General features: G+C 72.1%; 16 protein-coding genes. 10 read left to right on the top strand and 6 right to left on the bottom strand.

What is annotated here, in order from left to right; genetic code table 11:
- Window positions 1–242 precede the first annotated feature (242 nt).
- The 7 genes from ABZT06_RS19480 to ABZT06_RS19450 all read left to right on the top strand — a co-directional run bounded on the left by ABZT06_RS19480 (window position 243) and on the right by ABZT06_RS19450 (window position 9,220).
- Window positions 243–1,106 (top strand): hypothetical protein, encoded by an 864-nt coding sequence (locus tag ABZT06_RS19480; RefSeq protein WP_355742235.1) that lies wholly within the window; start codon window positions 243–245, stop codon window positions 1,104–1,106.
- A gap of 143 nt (window positions 1,107–1,249) precedes the next feature.
- Window positions 1,250–1,828: an antibiotic biosynthesis monooxygenase gene (locus ABZT06_RS19475; RefSeq protein ID WP_355741855.1), complete on the top strand. Its 579-nt coding sequence runs from the start codon at window positions 1,250–1,252 to the stop codon at window positions 1,826–1,828.
- Window positions 1,829–1,857: 29 nt separating this feature from the next.
- Window positions 1,858–4,098, top strand: coding sequence for an aminodeoxychorismate synthase component I (gene pabB / locus ABZT06_RS19470; protein ID WP_355741852.1), 2,241 nt, complete (start codon window positions 1,858–1,860; stop codon window positions 4,096–4,098).
- Window positions 4,095–5,621, top strand: coding sequence for an AMP-binding protein (locus ABZT06_RS19465; protein ID WP_355741849.1), 1,527 nt, complete (start codon window positions 4,095–4,097; stop codon window positions 5,619–5,621). Before pabB ends, ABZT06_RS19465 begins: the two co-directional genes overlap by 4 nt.
- A gap of 56 nt (window positions 5,622–5,677) precedes the next feature.
- Window positions 5,678–7,240, top strand: coding sequence for an AMP-binding protein (locus ABZT06_RS19460; protein ID WP_355741846.1), 1,563 nt, complete (start codon window positions 5,678–5,680; stop codon window positions 7,238–7,240).
- Window positions 7,237–8,406 carry an FAD-dependent oxidoreductase gene (locus ABZT06_RS19455; protein WP_355741843.1) on the top strand — a complete coding sequence of 390 codons (1,170 nt, stop codon included), beginning with the start codon at window positions 7,237–7,239 and terminating at the stop codon, window positions 8,404–8,406. Before ABZT06_RS19460 ends, ABZT06_RS19455 begins: the two co-directional genes overlap by 4 nt.
- A gap of 19 nt (window positions 8,407–8,425) precedes the next feature.
- On the top strand, window positions 8,426–9,220 hold the full coding sequence (locus ABZT06_RS19450; RefSeq protein ID WP_355742232.1) for an aminotransferase class IV: 795 nt from the start codon (window positions 8,426–8,428) through the stop codon (window positions 9,218–9,220).
- A gap of 52 nt (window positions 9,221–9,272) precedes the next feature.
- Here ABZT06_RS19450 and ABZT06_RS19445 read toward each other — a convergent pair whose 3' ends face one another.
- Together ABZT06_RS19445 and ABZT06_RS19440 are read right to left on the bottom strand one after the other, a co-directional pair.
- Window positions 9,273–9,758: a carboxymuconolactone decarboxylase family protein gene (locus ABZT06_RS19445; RefSeq protein ID WP_355741840.1), complete on the bottom strand. Its 486-nt coding sequence runs from the start codon at window positions 9,756–9,758 to the stop codon at window positions 9,273–9,275.
- Between the two features lie 75 nt (window positions 9,759–9,833).
- A complete protein-coding gene (locus ABZT06_RS19440; RefSeq protein ID WP_355741837.1) occupies window positions 9,834–11,234 on the bottom strand; it encodes a PLP-dependent aminotransferase family protein in 1,401 nt (466 codons plus the stop codon).
- A gap of 46 nt (window positions 11,235–11,280) precedes the next feature.
- Between ABZT06_RS19440 and ABZT06_RS19435 the strand changes: the two genes are divergently transcribed.
- From ABZT06_RS19435 to ABZT06_RS19425, 3 genes are read left to right on the top strand one after another with little or no spacing between them, the layout of a single operon-like run.
- Window positions 11,281–11,778: a carboxymuconolactone decarboxylase family protein gene (locus tag ABZT06_RS19435; RefSeq protein WP_355741834.1), complete on the top strand. Its 498-nt coding sequence runs from the start codon at window positions 11,281–11,283 to the stop codon at window positions 11,776–11,778.
- On the top strand, window positions 11,775–12,218 hold the full coding sequence (locus tag ABZT06_RS19430) for a carboxymuconolactone decarboxylase family protein (protein WP_355741831.1): 444 nt from the start codon (window positions 11,775–11,777) through the stop codon (window positions 12,216–12,218). Before ABZT06_RS19435 ends, ABZT06_RS19430 begins: the two co-directional genes overlap by 4 nt.
- Window positions 12,215–12,937, top strand: coding sequence for an isocitrate lyase/phosphoenolpyruvate mutase family protein (locus ABZT06_RS19425; protein WP_355741828.1), 723 nt, complete (start codon window positions 12,215–12,217; stop codon window positions 12,935–12,937). Before ABZT06_RS19430 ends, ABZT06_RS19425 begins: the two co-directional genes overlap by 4 nt.
- A gap of 6 nt (window positions 12,938–12,943) precedes the next feature.
- Here the strand turns inward: ABZT06_RS19425 and ABZT06_RS19420 are convergent, their stop codons facing one another.
- Genes ABZT06_RS19420 through ABZT06_RS19405 form a run of 4 tightly spaced genes read right to left on the bottom strand, consistent with a single transcriptional unit; the run spans window position 12,944 to window position 18,474 of the window.
- Window positions 12,944–13,891 carry an ABC transporter substrate-binding protein gene (locus ABZT06_RS19420; protein ID WP_355741825.1) on the bottom strand — a complete coding sequence of 316 codons (948 nt, stop codon included), beginning with the start codon at window positions 13,889–13,891 and terminating at the stop codon, window positions 12,944–12,946.
- A 1-nt stretch (window position 13,892) separates the two neighbouring features.
- Window positions 13,893–15,839 (bottom strand): ABC transporter permease subunit, encoded by a 1,947-nt coding sequence (locus ABZT06_RS19415; RefSeq protein WP_355741822.1) that lies wholly within the window; start codon window positions 15,837–15,839, stop codon window positions 13,893–13,895.
- Window positions 15,839–16,945, bottom strand: a complete 1,107-nt coding sequence (locus tag ABZT06_RS19410) for a glycine betaine/L-proline ABC transporter ATP-binding protein (protein ID WP_355741819.1) — start codon at window positions 16,943–16,945, stop codon at window positions 15,839–15,841. The genes ABZT06_RS19415 and ABZT06_RS19410 overlap by 1 nt, the downstream gene beginning before the upstream one ends.
- On the bottom strand, window positions 16,945–18,474 hold the full coding sequence (locus ABZT06_RS19405; protein WP_355741816.1) for a GMC oxidoreductase: 1,530 nt from the start codon (window positions 18,472–18,474) through the stop codon (window positions 16,945–16,947). The genes ABZT06_RS19410 and ABZT06_RS19405 overlap by 1 nt, the downstream gene beginning before the upstream one ends.
- Window positions 18,475–18,491: the final 17 nt, after the last annotated feature.

Below are 18,491 nucleotides of genomic sequence, written 5' to 3'. Positions count from 1 at the left end.
GCTGACACGGTCTCGGGGCACGGCTCGGGGGACACCCGGTCGGGCGGGCTCACCGGCGTGCCCCCGGCACCCCCCTGGCAGCACGCTCAGCCCGCCGAAGCCGCGCCCCCTGTCCTCCCCCTTGGTCAGGCCGTGGGGCCGGTGTGCGCATGTCCGGCGGACAGCTCAGAGATCGGTAAGAGCCTGTCCGGAGGCAGCCCGTCTCTCACCTCCTCCCCTAAGGTCACTTCGTGCTCTTCGGAATGGTGTGTGCTCTTGGTGCCTCGGTCTGCTTCGGGACGGCCACCGTGCTGCAGGCGATGGCGGCACGGGCGGCGGACGCGGGCGGCGGTGACGGCGAGGGGACGGCGTTCGCGGTGACGCTGTTCCTGCGGGCGGTGCGGCAGTGGCGGTATCTGGCGGGGCTCGCCCTGGACGGGGTGGGGTTCCTGTTGCAGATCGCCGCGTTGCGGTCGGTCCCGATCTACGCGGTCGGCGCGGCACTCGCGTCGAGTCTCGCGGTGACGGCGGTGGTGTCGGCGCGCCTGCTGCGGGTCCGGCTGAGCGGGAGTGAGTGGGGCGCGGTCGGGGTGGTGTGCGCGGGGATGGCGCTGCTGGGGATCGCGTCCGGGACGGAAGGCGACCGGGGCGGCCCCGCGGCCTTGAAGTACGCGATGCTCGGGACGGCCCTTGCCGTGCTGGCGCTGGCGCTGCTGGGTGGCCGACTGCCGGAGCGGGGGCGGGCGTTGGCGCTCGGGCTGGGTGCCGGGTTCGGGTTCGGGGTGGTCGAGGTGGCGGTACGGCTGATCGACTCGCTCGCCCCGTCGGCACTGCTGGCCAACCCGGCGACGTACGCGCTTGTCGTCGGCGGTGCTGCGGCGTTTCTGTCGCTGACTTCGGCGCTGCAGCGGGGGTCGGTGACCACGGCGACCGCCGGGATGGTGATCGGGGAGACGATCGGGCCGGCACTGGTCGGGGTGGTGTGGCTCGGGGACCGCACCCGGGAGGGGCTGGCGTGGGTGGCGGTGCTGGGTTTCGCGGTGGCCGTCGCGGGGGCGTTGGCCCTGGCCAGGTTCGGCGAGGCCCCGGCGAATACCGCTCCGCAATCCCCCGCGCGAATTACGTGAGGGGCGTCTGCGTTACTTCCGACACAGCTCGACAGAGTGAGCCATGCCGACCGAAAGACCGATAAAGAGTCACGATCCGGACAGTCGAAAAAAGCTTCGTTGAATATTTGAACGTGATGTGAAGGTGTCGCGTATACGACGGCGTGAGCAGTAATCCCGTCACCGTCACCGTGGCTTATCACGTGGTGCCGGGCCGTGAGGCCGACTTCCACTCCTGGGGGTGGGCCATGCTGGCCGCGAGTTCCCGGCAGCCGGGTTTCCTTGGGGGTGGCGTCCTTGTCGACCGAGAGGCGGAGTGGCATGTGGTCTATCGCTTCGCCAGCGAGCAAACGGCCCGGGCCTGGGAGGATTCCGCCACCGGGACCCAGTGGGACGCCCGGACGGTGGGCTTCGCCCGGCAGACGGAGCGCAGGAGCGTGCGGGGCTCCAAGACATGGTTCGACTCCCAGACCACCGCACCGAAGGCGCCCGCCCCGCCGGCGAAATGGAAACTGTGGTTCGTGAACATGAGCGCGGTATTTCCGCCGGTGCTCCTGTTCAATCTGATCGTTCTTCCTTATCTCGGCGGACTCAATCCGCTCGTCCGCACGCTGCTGTTGTGCCTGTGTGTGACGGCTCTCGTCACCTGGATTCTCATGCCCCGGCTTCAGCGTTTCTTCAAGAAATGGCTGTATCCGCCGCTCCAGGCACTTCGCGGACGGCACAAAAGACGGACCGCATAGGTCCGGAACGAACCGAGGGAGGTGGGCGGGTGAAGACCCTGCTCATCGACAATTACGACTCGTACACGTACAACCTGTTCCAGCTGGTCGCCGAGGTCAACGGCGAGGAACCGGTCGTCGTCCTCAACGACGCGTTCGGCGGCCTTCCCGATCTCGGGGAATACCTTGGGCGGTTCGACAATGTCGTTGTCTCGCCCGGACCAGGGCACCCGGCCGAGCCGCGGGACTTCGGGCTGAGTGGCGCCGTGCTCGCCGCGTCGTCGATCCCGGTGCTGGGCGTCTGTCTGGGGCACCAGGGCATCGCGCTCGGGGAGGAGGCCCGGGTGGAGGCCGCCCCGGAGCCGCGGCACGGGTATTTGTCGGCGGTCCGGCACGACGGACGGGACCTGTTCCAGGGGCTGCCGCAGGACTTCACCGCGGTCCGTTACCACTCGCTGGCCGTGTCCGAGCCGCTCCCGCCGACGCTGGAGGCCACCGCCTGGGCCGAGGACGGCGTGCTGATGGGGCTCAGACACCGCAGCCGGCCGCTGTGGGGCGTGCAGTTCCACCCGGAGTCCGTGCTCACCGAGTACGGCCACCGCATGCTGGTCAACTTCCGCAATCTCACGGCGGAACGGGCCCGCAGGACGCGTTCGAAGAACACCGCGGTGCCCCCGCCCGAGGCAGTGATCCCCCGGCCCGCGCGGCTCGTCCCGCGCCCCCGGCGGGCCGCCGCTCCCGCCTATCGGCTGCACACCCGGCGCATCGCCGGGGCGGTCGACACGGAGGCCGCCTTCACCCGGATGTACGCGGCGTCGCGGCGGGCGTTCTGGCTGGACAGCGCGCTGGTGGAGGAAGGACGTTCGCGGTTCTCGTTCTTCGGTGACGACAGCGGTCCGCTCGCGGAGTTCGTCCGGTACGACGTCGAAAGCGGCCGATGCGAGATCGAGCGGGCCGGGCGGCCGACGCGGAAGGTCACGGCGAGCGCCTTCGACTATCTGGGACGGCAGTTGACGAGCCGCCGGGTGGACGGCGCCGGGCTGCCCTTCGACTTCACCGGCGGTTATGTCGGCTACTTCGGTTACGAGATGAAGGCCGACTGCGGATCGCCGAGCCGGCACACCTCCGACGTCCCGGACGCCTGCTGGCTGTTCGCCGACCGGCTGATCGCGGTGGACCATCTGAAGAGGTTCACGTACGCGGTCTGCCTGGCCGAGGACACCCCGCAGGCCGCGCGGGAGGCCGAGGACTGGCTGGAGAGCGCGCTGGCCCAGCTGACCTTCGTCGCCACCGAGCCGGAGCCGACGTCGGCCCTCGGACAGCCGGCACCCGGCCCTTCGGCGCCCGCCGCCCGCACCGGTCCCGATCTCGGTGCCGCCGAGCCCTGGCTGGTGCGGGACCGGGAGACCTATCTCGCCGACATCGAGTCCTGCGGACGCGAGCTGCGGGCGGGCAGCAGCTACGAGGTCTGCCTGACGAACGCGGCCCGGTTACCCGCCCCGCCGGACGCGTACGAGTTCTACCGGGTGCTGCGCCGGGTCAACCCGGCCCCCTACGCGGCGTTCCTGAGGTTCGGGGACGTCGACGTGGCTGGTTCCTCGCCCGAGCGGTTCCTGCGGATCACCCGGGACGGGATCGCCGAGGCCCGGCCCATCAAGGGCACCGCGCCGCGCGGGGCCGGACCGGAGGAGGACGCCCGGTTGCGGGACGCGCTGGCGGCGGACGCCAAGACGCGCGCCGAGAACCTGATGATCGTCGACCTGCTCCGCAACGACCTGGGGCGGGTGTCCCGGACCGGCTCGGTGCGGGTGACCCGGCTGATGGCCACGGAGACGTACGCGACCGTGCACCAGCTCGTGTCCACCGTGGAGGGGCGGCTGCGGGAGGGGATCGACGCGGTGAAGTGCGTGCGGGCCTGCTTTCCCGGCGGCTCGATGACCGGGGCGCCGAAGCTGCGCACGATGGAGATCATCGACTCCCTGGAGACCGAGGCCCGCGGGGTCTACTCCGGTGCTCTCGGCTATCTGGGGTGCGGTGGGGGCGCGGATCTCAACATCGTGATCCGTACGGCCGTGTTCGCCGACGGGCTGATGCAGCTGGGGGCCGGAGGTGCGATCGTCCTCGACTCCGATCCGGTGGCCGAGTACGACGAGATGCTGCTGAAGACGGCGGCGCAGATGAGAGCCCTGCACCTGCACACCGCGGAGCGGACGCTGGAGCAGCGGCGGCACGCGACGGTCCGCGCGGACGCCCGCGGGGGTCACCCGGCCACCGAGGAGCCGGTCCGATGACGACTGCGCAGAACGTGCTGTCCCCGGCCGGTTTCGACTCCCCCGGCAATCTCGCCGCCCAGCTCGCCGATCTCGCCGAGCGGCGCGGCTGGGGGGACCGGCCCGCCTTCCACCAGGGCCACCGGGCCTGGACGCACGGTGAGGTGCACGCGCTCGCGGCCCGGGCGGCGACCGGGCTCGCGGGGCAAGGCACTGGGCCGGGTGACCGGGTGGTGCTGGCGTTGCCGGACGGGATCGCCTGGGTGACGGCCTTCCTCGCCGTCGCGCGTCTCGGGGCCGTCGCCGTCCTCGTCAACCCCGAACTCCCCGCCGCCGACCACGCGTTCATGGCCGCGGACGCCGAAGCCGCGCTGTGTGTGACGGGGCCGGGCCTGGAGGACCGCTTCGCCGGGCGGCCCCGGCTCGGCGCCGACCAGCTGCTCGCGCTGACCGCCTCCGCCGAGCCGGCGCCCGCCCATCCGGTCGACGCGCACGCGCCGTTGTACGTCCAGTACACGTCGGGCACCACGGGCCGTCCCAAGGGGGTCGTGCACACGCACGGCGACCCGAAGGCGTACCACGACCTGATCGGGCGGCGGCTGCTGCGGGTCACCGCGGACGACGTGACCCTCTCGGTGTCGAAGCTGTACTTCGCCTACGGCTTCGGAAACGCGTTCGTCTTCCCGCTGTTCTCCGGTTCCTCGGCCGTCCTCGTGGACCGGCGTCCGACCCCGGCCGCCGTCGACGAACTCGTCGTCCGGCACCGGGTGACGCTGCTCTACTCGGTGCCGTCGGCGTACGCCGCGCTGGTGGCCGACCGGGGCAGCGGGCACGGGGCGTGCTTCGCCTCGGTGCGGGCCGCGGTGTCGGCCGGTGAGGGACTGCCGGAGGAGCTGGGCAGGCGGGTCGCGGAACTGCTCGGCGCGCCGGTGCTGGAGCAGATCGGCTCCACCGAGGCCGGGCACGCCTTCTGTGCCAACGGCTTCGACCACAACCGCCCGGGCACCGTCGGCCGCCCCGTGCCCGGCTTCGAGGTGGAACTGCGCGACCGCGCGGGGGAGCCCGTCCCGGAGGGCACGGAGGGCGAGCTGTGGGTGCGCGGCCCGACGGTGACGCCCGGCTATCTCAACCGGCCCGAGGAGACCGGGCGCGCCCTGGTCCGCGGCTGGCTGGCCACCCACGACCGGGCGGTCCGCGAGCCCGACGGCACCTACCGGCATCTGGGCCGCGCCGACGACATGGAGATGGTCGGCGGCATCACCGTCTCGCCGCTGGAGGTGGAGGCCGTACTGCGTGCCCACCCGGCGGTACGGGAGGTCGCGGTCGTGGCCGTCACCGACGGGAGGGGGGCCAGGCGGCTGCGAGCGTTCGTCGTCCCCGTCGCGCCGGTCCCCGACGGGAGCCTCCAGGAGGAGCTCCTCCGGCTGGCCCGCGAGAAGTTGGCCGCCTTCAAGGTGCCCAGAAGCGTGAGCCTCGTCCCGTCGCTCCCCCGCACCCCGACCGGCAAGCTCCGCCGGCACCTGGTCCGCCAGGGCGCCTGGTGACCCCCTCGAGAGCACCGCACAAGCAGCGTAGATGCACCCCAGAGAGGAACGGCCCCATGCGAGAACAGCAACCCCCTTTCACCGACCGGGGGTTCTACCTGGGCCCGGTGTTCCGCCGGGCGGCCGACCGGCACGGCGCCGTGTTCGTCACCCTGGACCGGCCGCTGGACACCCACCCCGCCCTCGGTGTCGATCTGACCTACCCGGCGCTGGCGGAGGTCGTCGAGGAGTTGTCCGGACGCCTGTGGGAGGCGGGGGTCAGGCCCTCGGAGCAGGTGGTCGTACACAAGACGGACAACGTCGACATCGTGCTGCTGACCTGCGCGGTCTCCCGTATCGGCGCGGTGCCCGTGCTGCTCTCCCCCGGGCTGGCCGGTGAGGTGGTCGGGGAGTTGATCGAGCGGCTCAGGCAGCCGTGGCTGGTCACCGACCGGGCCAAGCTGGAGGGACCGCTGCAGGGGGTCGGCCTCCGGGTGCGGCAGGTTCTCGCCGTGGACGACGCGCCGGGCGCCGAGCCCCTGGAGAAATACGCCGGTACCGAGCCCCCGCCGCCCGTACGTCTCCATCCCCGCGAACCGGCGCTGATCACCCACAGTTCGGGCACCACCGGCCTGCCCAAGCTCGCCGTGCACTGCGCGAACACCATGTGGAACCGGCTCGTGCCGCAGAAGGCGATGGGCTGGCCGACGCGCGGGGAGACCGCGGCGCTGCACATGTCGTTCGTGCACTCGCGCTTCTACCATCTGCTCGGTGTCCTGCTGCACTTCGGCAGCCCGCTGGTGCTGATCACCGACCCGGACCCGGCCGCCGTGGGGCCGCTGTTCACCCGGCACCGGCCCGGCATCGTGGAGACGCACCCCAACACCTTCGTGCTGTGGGAGGAGCTGGCCGACGCCCCCGGAGCTCCGCTGTCGCGGGTGCGGTCGTACGGCTCGACGTTCGACGCGATCCATCCGCGTACGGTGCGGCGGTTGCTGAACGCCTCGAAGCGCCGTACCCCCTGGCTGATCCAGCTGTACGGGCAGAGCGAGACGGGGCCGGTGGCCTTCCAGTGGTTCACCCGGCGCAGTGCGGCGCGCGCGGACGGGCGGCGGGTCGGGATCGGCATACCCGGCTTCACGCGCGTGCGGGTGACGGGACCGGGCGGTGAGCGGGTCGCCGCCGGCACGAACGGCAGGATCGAGGCCCGTACCCGGGGCCGCATCCTCACCTATCTCGGCTCGCAGGACCGCTACGACCGTCAACTCCACGACGGCTGGTGGGAGATGGGCGACATGGGTTACCGCAGTCGCCTCGGCACCCTGCATCTGACCGACCGGGAGATCGACCGGATCGACTCCGTGCCCAGCAGTCTGGAGGTCGAGGACGCCCTGATGGAACGTCTGGAGGAGCTGCGGGAGGTCGTCATCGTGCCGGGTGCGGACCGGGAGCCGGTGCCGGTGGTGTGCGTGCGCGGGGACCGGCCGCTGGACCCCGTGCGCTGGCGGGAGGCGACGGCGGATCTGCCGGTGATGGCCGAGCCGCGGCAGTGGCGGTTCGAGGAGCTGCCGATGACGGCGACCTGGAAGGTGAAGCGGGTCGAGATCACGCGGATGCTGGCGGAGGGTGCACGCGCGTGACACCGGTCGTGGTGGTCGGCGCCGGACCCGTGGGTCTGTCGGCTGCGCTCGCGCTGCGGGCTCGCGGCCGGGAGGTCGTGCTGTTGGAGGCGGACCCGAAGGACCGTGAACGGCCTGGCAGCCGGGCCCTGTTCGTGCATCGCGAGACCCTCGCCCTGCTCGACGCGATGCGGCCGGGACTGGCCGGCGAGATCACCGCGTACGGACAGACCTGGCGGACCAGGAGGACCCTGTACCGGGGGCGTGAGGTGTACTCCCGCACCCATCCGCCGACGGAGGGCCCGCCGCCCTTCACCAGCCTGCGCCAGGTGGACACCGAGCGCTTCCTGCGGGCCGCGTGCGAGCGGGCGGGCGTGGAGTTCGTGTGGGACGCACGCGTGCTGGGCGTCCGCACGACGGCGACCGGGGTGTGGCTGGGGTGTGCCGACGGCCGGGAGTGGAGCTGCGAGTACGCCGTGGCCGCCGACGGCGCCCGGTCCGCCGTACGGGGCGCCCTGGGCATCGCCATGGAGGGCGAGCGGGGCGAGGGCTTCCACGTGGTCGTCGACGTGGCCCACCCACCGGGTGCCGAGCCGTCGCCCGAGCGGATCTTCCACTACGAGCATCCGGGCGTCGGCGGCCGCAGTGTGATGCGGGTGCCGTTCACCGGGGGCTTCCAGGTCGACCTGCAGTGCCGGGACGACGACCTGGAGGAGGAGTTCGGGACGGAGGAGGCCGTACGGCGCTGGCTGCCGGCGGTCGCGGGCGAGGGGTACGGGGATCGCGTCCTGTGGGTGTCGACGTACCGCTTCCTGCGCAAGGTGGCCGCCTCGTTCACCGATCCGCACCGGCGGGTGCTGCTGGCCGGGGAGGCGGCGCATCTCTTCCCGCCGTTCGGGGCGCGCGGCATGAACAGCGGCATCGCGGACGCGGCGGGCGCGGCGGAGGCCGTCGCCGGTGGGACGGTCGAGGACTTCGCCGCCGTACGGCGGTCCGCGGCGCTGTTCAACAGTGCCGCCGCCGGTGCCGCGCTGGACCATCTGCGGCCCCGGCGCCGGATCGTCCGGGCCCGTCAGCGGGCGGCGGCCGTGCTCGCGCCGGTACTGCCGTGGTGCGGCTCGTGGCTGGAGCACGCCCCGTACGGGCCGCGGCACGGGGCGCCGGTGAACGCCGGTCTCAAGTACTGAGGAGGCAGTGGCTGTGACGGTGACACAACCGGTCGTCGCGGAGGGGCTGTCGGTGTGGTCGCCGGCCCGTGGGCTGACCCCGGCCGCGGAGGCGACGGCACCTCTCCTCGTCGCGGACTCCTGGCTGGTGCGGGACGGCCGGGTGCGCGGGTTCGAACGGCACCGGGAGCGGTTCCTGCGGGCCTGCGGCGAGGTGGACGGACCTCCGTTGCGCAGACTGCTGGAGTTCTGGCGGGACATGACCGACGCGCTGCCCCGCACGGGCGAGTGGTTCCCGCGTGTCGAACTCGCGCCCGGCTCCCCCGGGTTGCGACTGCTGCTGCGGCCGGCTCCCCCGCTCGGGGCGGCCGTACGAGTCTGGGCGACCGGCCAGTGCGACCCACGGAGCCTGCCCCGCCGCAAGGGGCCCGACCTCGCCGCGCTCGCCCGGGTGCGCGAGCGGGCGGGCGGCGCGGGCGCGGAGGAGGCGGTGCTGGTCGCGCCCTCCGGCACCGTCCTGGAGGCGGCCACCGCCAGCGTCCTGTGGTGGGAGGACGACACCCTGTGCCTGCCCCCGCCCCAGCTGCCGGTCCTGCCCGGGGTGACCAGCGCCCTCGTCCAGGAGCGGGCCGGACGGGAGGGCATTCCCGTCGCCCACCGCGAGCGGACCGTGGCCGAACTGGACGGCCGGGAGGTGTGGCTGGTGAACGCGTTGCACGGAATCCGGCCGGTGACGAGGTGGACGGGCGGGTCACTTAAAGCGGCACCGGCGGACCGCGCCCCGGAATGGCGAGCTTGGCTGGACGACATCATGGAGCCGCTGCCGAAAAGATAGAGCGACGGGACGGACGGGTATCGGCGTGAATTGCCGATACCCGTATTCGGCGTTATTTCTTGGCGGGCTGATAACCCCCCGGCGCCATCCGCGTGGCAATGGCGATCCGGTTGTACGCGTTGATGACGGTCGCCGCCCAGATCAGTGCCGCGACCTGTGACTCGTCGAAGACCTCCGCCGCCTCGGCGTACACCGCGTCCGGCACCCGGCCGTCGTGCACCAGGGTCACGGCCTCGGTCAACGCCAGTGCGGCGCGCTCGCGGGCGGTGAAGAAGGGGGTCTCCTGCCAGGCGTTCAGGGCGTGGACGCGCTGCTCGGTCTCGCCGGCCGCCCGGGCGTCCTTGGTGTGCATGTCGATGCAGAAGGCACAGCCGTTGATCTGCGAGGCGCGAATCCGGATCAGTTCGAGGAGTTCCGGTTCGACCTTGGCGTCCTGGGCCGCGGAAACGGCGGCGGCATGCAGGGAGCCCATCGCCGCGGACACGTCGGGGGTGATTTTCTTGAGGGCCACACGGGATATGGCTGCACTATTACTCATGGGGGCGACTCTATCCGCGCGACCCAATTCGCGTGCCCTTGTTCGGGAATGGCGAACAGCTCGAACTGAACGGCGTCATTCGGGCAGCACCGCGCACAGTGCCTCCAGCGCTCCCGACCAGGCGTGGTCGGGCGGTGTCCCGTAGCCGACGACGAGCGCGTCGCGTCGCTCGACGACGGCCTCGGGGTGCTGGTAGCGGTGCAGGCCGTGGACCGCGAGGCCCTGCCAGGCCGCCGCCCGCAGCGCCGGTTGCTCGGTGCCCGGCGGGAGCCGCAGCACCACGTGCAGGCCGGCCGCGATCCCGGTGGCGTGGACCCGCGGGGCCCGCCGCGCGAGTTCGGCGACGAGGGCGTCGCGGCGGCGCCGGTAGCGCAGCCGGGAGGCGCGCACATGACGGTCGTAGGCGCCGGACGTCAGGAACTCGGCGAGGGTCAACTGGTCGAGGACTCCGCAGGCGTCGATGCCGCCCTTGGCCGCCAGCACCTCCTCCATGAGGCCGGGCGGCAGCACCAGCCAGCCCAGTCGCAGGCCGGGGGCGAGGGACTTGCTGGCCGTGCCCGCGTGGACGACGTGGTCGGGGTCCAGGCCCTGGAGGGCGCCGACGGGCTGGCGGTCGTAGCGGAACTCGCCGTCGTAGTCGTCCTCGACGACCAGCCCGCCGGTGCGGCGCGCCCACTCGACGACGGCCGAACGGCGGTCGCGGTGCAGGGTGCCGCCCATCGGGAACTGGTGGGCGGGGGTGAGCAGCACCGCGCCCTGGTCGGTCAACTCCCGTGGATCGGTGCCGCGTTCGTCGAACGGCAGCGGGACGGTCCGCAGACCGGCGGCCGCGAGCAGGTTCCAGTGCACGTCGAGGCCGTACGACTCCACGGCGACCGTGCGGGCGCCGCGGGCCCGCAGGACCGCGCCGAGGAGCCGCAGGCCGTGCGAGAACCCGGCGCAGACCAGGATGCGTTCGGGGTCGGCGCGCACCCCGCGGGCGCGGGAGAGGTACTCGGCGAGGGCGGTGCGCAGTGCGACGCGGCCGCGCGGATCGCCGTAGTCGAGGGCCTGGTGGGGGGCGGTGTCGAGGGCACGGCGGGCGGCCTTGAGCCACTGAGCGCGCGGGAAGGAGGCCAGGTCGGGGGTGCCGGGGACGAGGTTGTGGGTGGGGCGCCCCGGTTCGCGCCCTGGTTCGCGGGTCCGAGGTGCGGTGCCGGCGGGCGGGACGACCGTCCGGTCAGAGACGCGGGTGCCCGAGCCCTGGCGGGCGGTGAGCCAGCCCTCGGCGACCAGGTCGGCGTAGGCGTCGGCGACGGTGTTGCGGGCGATGCCCAGATCGGCGGCGAGGGCGCGGGAGGAGGGCAGCCGGGTGCCGGGGGCGAGGCGGCCGGTGCGGACGGCCTCGCGCAGGGCGTCGGTGAGACCGCGCCGCACGCCCCCTGCGGCGGGTTCCAGGTGCAGGTCGACGCCGAAAGTGGCCCAGGGTTTCGCCATGAAAGTGGACCATACCCTTGGGCTGCCCGACTCCTAGGGTCGAGACATGACCACAGAGGAAACCGTCCGCCACGCCCCCGAGCACACGCCCCGTCTGTCCTGGGCCCAGCACGCCCCCGAGGTCTACAAGGCGATGCTGCGCCTGGACACGGCCGCCCGCCGGGGTCTCGAACCGCGGCTGCTGGAGCTGGTCAAGATCCGCGCCTCACAGCTCAACCACTGCGCGTTCTGCCTCGACATGCACTCCAAGGACGCCCTCGCGGCCGGCGAGAGCGTCGAGCGGATCATCCAGCTGGGCGCGTGGGAGGAGTCGCAGCACTTCTACACGGAGAAGGAGGTCGCGGCCCTCGCGCTGACCGACGCGGTCACGGTCCTGACGGACGGCTTCGTACCGGACGAGGTGTACGACCACGCGGCCAAGCACTTCGAGGAGGCCGAGCTGGCCCAGCTGATCGCCGCGATCACGGTGATCAACGCGTGGAACCGGTTCGGTGTGACCTGCCGTATGGTCCCGGGCCACTACGAGGCGGGCCGGCACCAGTGAGCCGTACGGACGTCCTGGACCGCGAGGTCGCCCAGGCCCTGTCCGCGCTCAGCGCCACCGCGAAGCAGGGGCTCGGCGACCCGGCCCTCGCCGAACTCGTCGTCATCCGGGCCTCGCAGCTCAACCACTGCGCGTTCTGCCTGGACATGCACCTCGCGATCGCCCGGAAGCACGGGGTGAGCGAGAAGCAGCTGGACCTGCTCGCCGCCTGGGAGGAGGCGGAGGGCGTCTTCGACGAACGGGAGCGGGCCGCGCTCGCGCTGACGGAGGCGGTGACCGTGCTGACGGAGGGCTTCGTGGCGGACGACGTGTACGCCACAGCCGCCCGGCACTTCGACGAAGGCCCGCTCGCCCATCTCCTTGCGCTGATCGTCGCCATCAACAACTGGAACCGGGTGATGGTCGCCCGCCGGATTCCGCCGGGGGGTCACCGGCCGTGAGCATGGTGGACGTCTTTCGCGCCCTGCACCGCAACCGCCTTCCGGGCGACCCTCTCGTCCTGCCCGGCCCCTGGGACGCGGTCAGCGCCCGGGTGTGCGAGGAGGCCGGGTTTCCGGCGCTCGCCACGCCCAGCGCGGGGATCGCCGCCGCGCTCGGCCACGAGGACGGGTCGACGCCGGCCGACGAGATGTTCGCCGCGGTCGCGCGCATCTGCGCGGCCGTGGACATCCCCGTGTCGGCGGACGTCGAGGGCGGGTACGGACTGGCGCCGAAGGAGCTGGTGGAGCGGCTGCTGGAGGCGGGGGCCGTGGGCTGCAACCTGGAGGACTCCCACCAGGGTGTCCTCAAGGACCCGCGCGAGCACGCCGAGTGGCTCGCCGAGGTGCGGTACGCGGCCGGGGACCAGTTGTTCGTCAACGCCCGTGTGGACACGTTCGCCTACGGCGACGGCGATCCCGAACGGGCCATCGAGCGGGCCGCGCTGTACGTCGCCGCGGGCGCCGACTGCGTGTATCCGATCGGCGCCCCGGCGGGCGTACTGCCGTTGCTGCGGTCCGGCATCCAGGGGCCGCTGAATGTGTTCGGGAGACTGGACGGCGAGGGCCCCTCGCCCACCGGACTCGGTGAACTCGGGGCCACTCGTGTCACGTTCGGGCCGGGGCTCCAGCGGAGGGCGGCCCAGCAGCTGCGTGAGACCGCCAAGAGCCTGCGCACATAGGGGCGTTCAGGACAGCCACGCCTTCCAGGTGGACTCGTGGCTGTCCACCCACTTCTTCGCCGCCTCCTCCGGCGTCAGCTTCTGGTCGGCGATCATCAGGGAGACCTGGTTCTGGTCCTCGGTCGTCCACTTGAACTTCTTCAGGAAGGCCGCCGCCTTGCCGCCGGACTTGGCGAAGTCCGTGTTGAGGTACTTCTGGAGCGGGGTGCGCGGGTAGGCGCAGGTGATCTTCGTCGGGTCCGCGTCGCAGCCCTCCTTGTAGGCGGGCAGCTTCACCTCGGTCATCGGGACCTTCTCGAACAGCCACTGGGGGGCGTACCAGTAGGTCAGGAACGGCTTCTTCTCCTTGGCGAACTGCCTCATCTGGGTGATCTGCGCGGCCTCCGAACCGGCGAACACCACCTGGTAGTCCAGGTCCAGGTTCTTCACCAGCGCCTTGTCGTTGGTGACGTAGGACGGGGAGCCGTCCATCAGCTGGCCCTTGCCACCGCTCTCCGCCGTACGGAGCTGCGAGGCGTACTTGTTGAGGTTCTTCCAATTGGTGACGTCCGGGTGCTGCTTGGCGAAGTACGTCGGGACGTACCAGCCGATGTGCCCGGTCACCCCGAGCCCGCCGCCCGGCGTGATCGTCTTCTTGTCCTTGACGTACCGCTGTTCCTGCTCGGGGTGGCCCCAGTCCTCCAGGATGGCGTCGACGCGGCCCTGGCTGAGCGCGTCCCAGGCGGGGACCTCGTCGACCTGGACGGTGTCGACGCGGTAGCCGAGCTTGTGCTCGAGGAGGTACTGGGCGACGGCCACGTTGGCCTGCGCGCCGACCCAGGACTGCACGGACAGGGTCACCGACTTGGCGCCCTGGGCGTTGGCGAAGGGCGAGGCCTGCTTGGTCATGTCGGCGGCACCGCAGCCGGTGAGGAGCAGCAGCGAGCTCGCCGCCGCGATCGTACGGAGTCGCATGTCAGGCTCCCTTCCCCGTGCGGCGTTCGGTCGGCTGGGTGACCCGGTCGAGCATCAGGCCGAGGCAGACGATGGCGGCACCGGCGACCAGGCCGGTCGCCAGGTCGCCCTGGGCCAGGCCGAAGACGGTGTCGTAGCCGAGCGCGCCTCCGCCGACCAGGCCGCCGATGACGACGACGGCGAGCACGAGGACCACGCCCTGGTTGACGGCGAGCAGCAACGCGGGCCGGGCGAGCGGGAGCTGGACCTGCCGCAGCTGCTGCCAGCTGGTCGCGCCGAGCGACCGTGAGGACTCCATCGCGGCCGGGTCGACCTGGCGCAGGCCCTGCGTGGTGATGCGGACGACGGCGGGCAGCGCGTAGACGACGGCCGCCGCGGCGGCCGGCGCGCGGCCCACGCCGAACAGCGCGACCACCGGGATCAGGTACACGAACTGCGGCATGGTCTGGAAGACGTCCAGGACGGGCCGGAGCAGCCGTTCGACGCGGTCGCTGCGGGCCGCCGCGACGGCGGTCGCGAAGCCGAGGACGAGGGTGACGGCGACGGCCGCGAGGACCTGCGACAGGGTGTCCAGCGCGGGTGCCCACACGCCGAGGACACCGATCGCGGCCATGGCGAGGACCGCGGTGAGCGCGGTGCGCCAGGTGCCGATCAGCCAGGCCAGGGTGGCGACGATGAGCAGCACGGACCACCAGGGCAGCCCCTGGAGTCCGTCGCGGACCGGGTCGAGGACCCAGGTGGTGAAGTGGCCCGCCCAGTCGGCGGTGCCGCCGATGACGGGGACACCGGAGTAGAGGTGGGCCGTCATCCAGTCGACGGCCCGGTTGACGGGCTCGGCGATGTTCAGGGTCCAGGCGTCGGGCCAGTCGACACGGCCGAGCAGACGTCCGGCGACCGCCACGACGACGGTCCCGGCGAGGGCGTACGCCCATCCCGCGCGCCCCGGGCGATCGGCACCGTCCGCCGCCGCGCCCGCCGCGCCGGTCACCCGGTCGAGAACGACGGCCAGCAGCACGATCGGGATGCCGGCCGCGAGGGCCGCGCCCACGTCGACCGAGGCGAGCGCCTGGTAGACGCGGTCACCGAGGCCGGCGGCGCCGATCACGGACGCGATGACGGCCATCGACAGCGCCATCATGATCGTCTGGTTGAGGCCGAGGAGGAGTTCCTTGCGGGCCAGCGGGATACGGGCGGTCAGCAGCCGCTGGCGGGCGGTGGTGCCGAGCGACTCGACCGCCTCCAGGACCTCCTTGTCCGCGCCCTGGAGGCCGAGCGCGGTCAGGCGGGCCATGGGCGGGGCGGCGTAGACGACGGTCGCGAGGACGGCGGCGGGCACACCCATGCCGAAGACGAGGACCACCGGGAGGAGGTAGGCGTAGGCGGGCATGACCTGCATGGTGTCCAGGACCGGGCGCAGGATCCTGTCCATCCGGCTGGACAGTCCTGCGGCGAGGCCCAGCAGGACGCCGACGACGACCGAGGCGAACACGGCGACGACCATCAGGGCGAGGGTCTGCATGGTGGGGACCCACATGCCGAGCAGACCGCAGGCGAGGAACGCGGCCGTCGTGCCGAGGGCGAGCCTGACTCCGGCGACGCGCCAGGCCACGAGGGCGCCGAGCGCGGTGACGCCGGCCCAGCCCGCGCCGAGCAGGACGAGATACACGGCACGTACGGAGATCACGACCGCGTTGCTGACGTAGCCGAAGCCGTAGAGGAACAGCGGGTGGCTGTCGCGGTTGTCGATGATCCAGTCGCTCGCGCTGCCGAGCGGCTTGGTGAGGTCGACGGTGAGAGCCCCGGGCCAACTGCCGCTGGCCCAGCGGGCGTTGGCGAGGGGGACCAGGACCGCTGCGGCGAGGGCGATGAGCAGGAGCTTGTGGACCGCCCGGTGCTTGAGCAGACCGGTGGGCAGGGCGCCGGGCGTGGACGCGGTGACGGTAGCCATCAGACGGCCTCCTTGCGAAGCTCCGTTCCGACAGCTCCCCCGCCCGGTTCCGTTCCGGCGACCACGCCGAGCAGCCGCTCGTGGTCGACGACGCCGAGGCAGCGTCCGTTCTCCACGACGCACGCCGGCCTGCCGCTGCTCGCGACGACCTTGATCGCGTCGGCGACCACGGAGTTCGGGGCCAGGGCGCCCGGGTGGGTCGGGCCCGCGCAGTCTCCGGGCTTCATGGCCCTGCGGACCGTCATGACCTGTTCGCGCGGCACGTCCCGGACGAACTCGCGGACATAGCCGTCGGCCGGGGAGCCGACGATCTCCTCGGGGGTGCCGAGCTGGACGACCTTTCCGTCGCGCATCAGGGCGATGCGGTCGCCGAGCTTGAGCGCCTCGCTCAGGTCGTGCGTGATGAAGACCATCGTGCGGCCCTCCTCGCGGTGCAGGCGCACGACCTCCTCCTGCATGTCCCGCCGGATCAGCGGGTCGAGCGCGCTGAACGGCTCGTCGAACAGGAGGACCTGCGGGTCCACCGCGAGCGCCCGCGCCAGGCCGACGCGCTGCTGCTGGCCGCCGGAGAGCTGGGAGGGCTTGCGCTGTTCCATGCCCTCCAGGCCGACCTTGGCGACGACCTCGGCGGCCCGCGCCCGGCGCTCGGCCTTCCCCATGCCCTGGACCTCCAGGCCGTACGCCACGTTGTCGAGGACCGTGCGGTGCGGGAGGAGGCCGAAGTGCTGGAAGACCATCGCGGCGCGGTGGCGGCGCAGTTCACGCAGCCGGGACTTGTCCATCGCGCGGACGTCCTCGCCGTCGATGCAGATGGTGCCCGCCGTCGGCTCGATCAGCCGGGTCAGACAGCGCACCAGCGTGGACTTGCCCGAGCCGGACAGGCCCATGACGACGAAGACCTCGCCCTTGCGGACGTCGAAGCTCACGTCGCGCACGGCGGCCGTACAGCCCGTCTGCGCGCGCAGCTCGGCGGGGGCGAGGGCGGCCAGCTCGGCGTCCTCGGGAACGCGGTCCGCCTTGGGACCGAAGACCTTCCACAGTCCGTCGACGGAGAACACGGGATTGTCCGTCGTCGGCGGCTTCTCCATGGTCGCGGTCGTACTCATCACGCACCACCTCCCAGCAGGTCCACGGCTTTCTCACCGACCATGAGCACCCCGATCATGGGATTCACGGCGGTCATGGTCGGGAACACGGACGCGTCCGCGATGCGGATGCCGTCCAGGCCGCGGATCCTCAACTCGGGGTCCACCACGGCCAGTTCGTCGTCGGCGGCACCCATACGGCAGGTGCCCGCCGGGTGGTACACGGTGTGCGCGACCTTGCGGGCGTACTCGCTCAGCTCCTCGTCACCGGTGACGTCGGGGCCGGGGCACACCTCCCGCTTCAGCCAGCCGGCCAGCGGTTCGGTCGCCGCGATCTCGCGGGCGATCCTGATGCCGTCGACGAGGGTGCGGGCGTCGTAGTCGTCCTCGTCGGTGAAGTACCGGAAGTCGAGGGCGGGCTTGACCTCCGGGTCCGCGCTGGTCAGGTACAGGCGGCCGCGGCTCTTGGGCTTGGGGATGTTCGGGGTCATCGAGACGCCGTGCGCCGGGCGTTCGTAGCCGAGACGCTCCGGGTTGTCGGTGAAGGGGACCTGGTAGAAGTGGAACATCAGGTCGGGGCCCGCGTGGTCGGGGTCGCGGCGCACGAACAGGCCCGCGTCGGAGTCCATCGCGGAGTTCTCGGGGATCGGGCCGTCGGTCTCCCAGACGATCACCGACTCGGGGTGGTCGAGAAGGTTCTCGCCGACGCCCGGCAGGTCGTGGACGACCGGGATGCCGAGGGCTTCGAGGTCCTGGCGGGGGCCGATGCCGGAGTGCAGCAGCAGGCGGGGCGAGTCGACGGCGCCCGCGCAGAGGACCACTTCACGGCGGGCCCTGATCAGGGTCTCCTGGCCGTCCTTGGACCGTACGTGCACGCCCTGCGCGCGCCTGCCGTCCAGCTCCAGCCGGTACGCCCAGGTCTCCAGCAGGATCGTGAGGTTGGGCCGCTCGTCCATCACCGGGTGCAGATACGCCACCGAGGCGGACGAGCGCTTGTTGTTCTCGGGGTGGTAGGCCAGGTCGAAGAAGCCGACGCCGTCGTCGAAGGGCTTCTTGTTGAAGCCCTCGACCCGGGGGACCTCGAGGGCCTTCTGGGCCGCGTCGACGAAGTCGCGGGCGATGGCGTTCCGGTCCTTCTCGTCGACCGGGACGATGTTGTTCTTCAGCCGGGCGTAGTACGCCTCCATCGGGACCGCGCCCCAGCCCTTGGCGCCGGCCTCCTCCCACTCGTCCCAGTCGGACGGCAGCGGCTTGAAGGCGATCAGGGTGTTGTGGGAGGAGCAGCCGCCGAGGACGCGGGCGCGGCTGTGCCGGATGTGGGAGTTGCCGCGTGGCTGTTCGGTGGTCGGGTAGTCGTAGTCGAGTTCGCCGCCGAGCAGGCCCATCCAGCGGCGGAGCGTGAGGACGTCGTCCCGGCCGACGTCACTGGGGCCGCCCTCGATGACGGCGACGGTGACGTCGGGGTTCTCGGTGAGGCGCGCGGCTATGACGGAGCCTGCCGTCCCGCCGCCGACGACTACGTAGTCGTACTCCTGTTTGATCTCGGACATGGGGGTACTCCAGGGAA

The organism is Streptomyces sp. NPDC005483 (genome assembly GCF_040606035.1).
GTDB lineage: Bacteria > Actinomycetota > Actinomycetes > Streptomycetales > Streptomycetaceae > Streptomyces.
The sequence above is the reverse complement of the archived record's forward strand: the minus strand, read 5'-3'. Positions and strand labels throughout refer to the sequence as shown.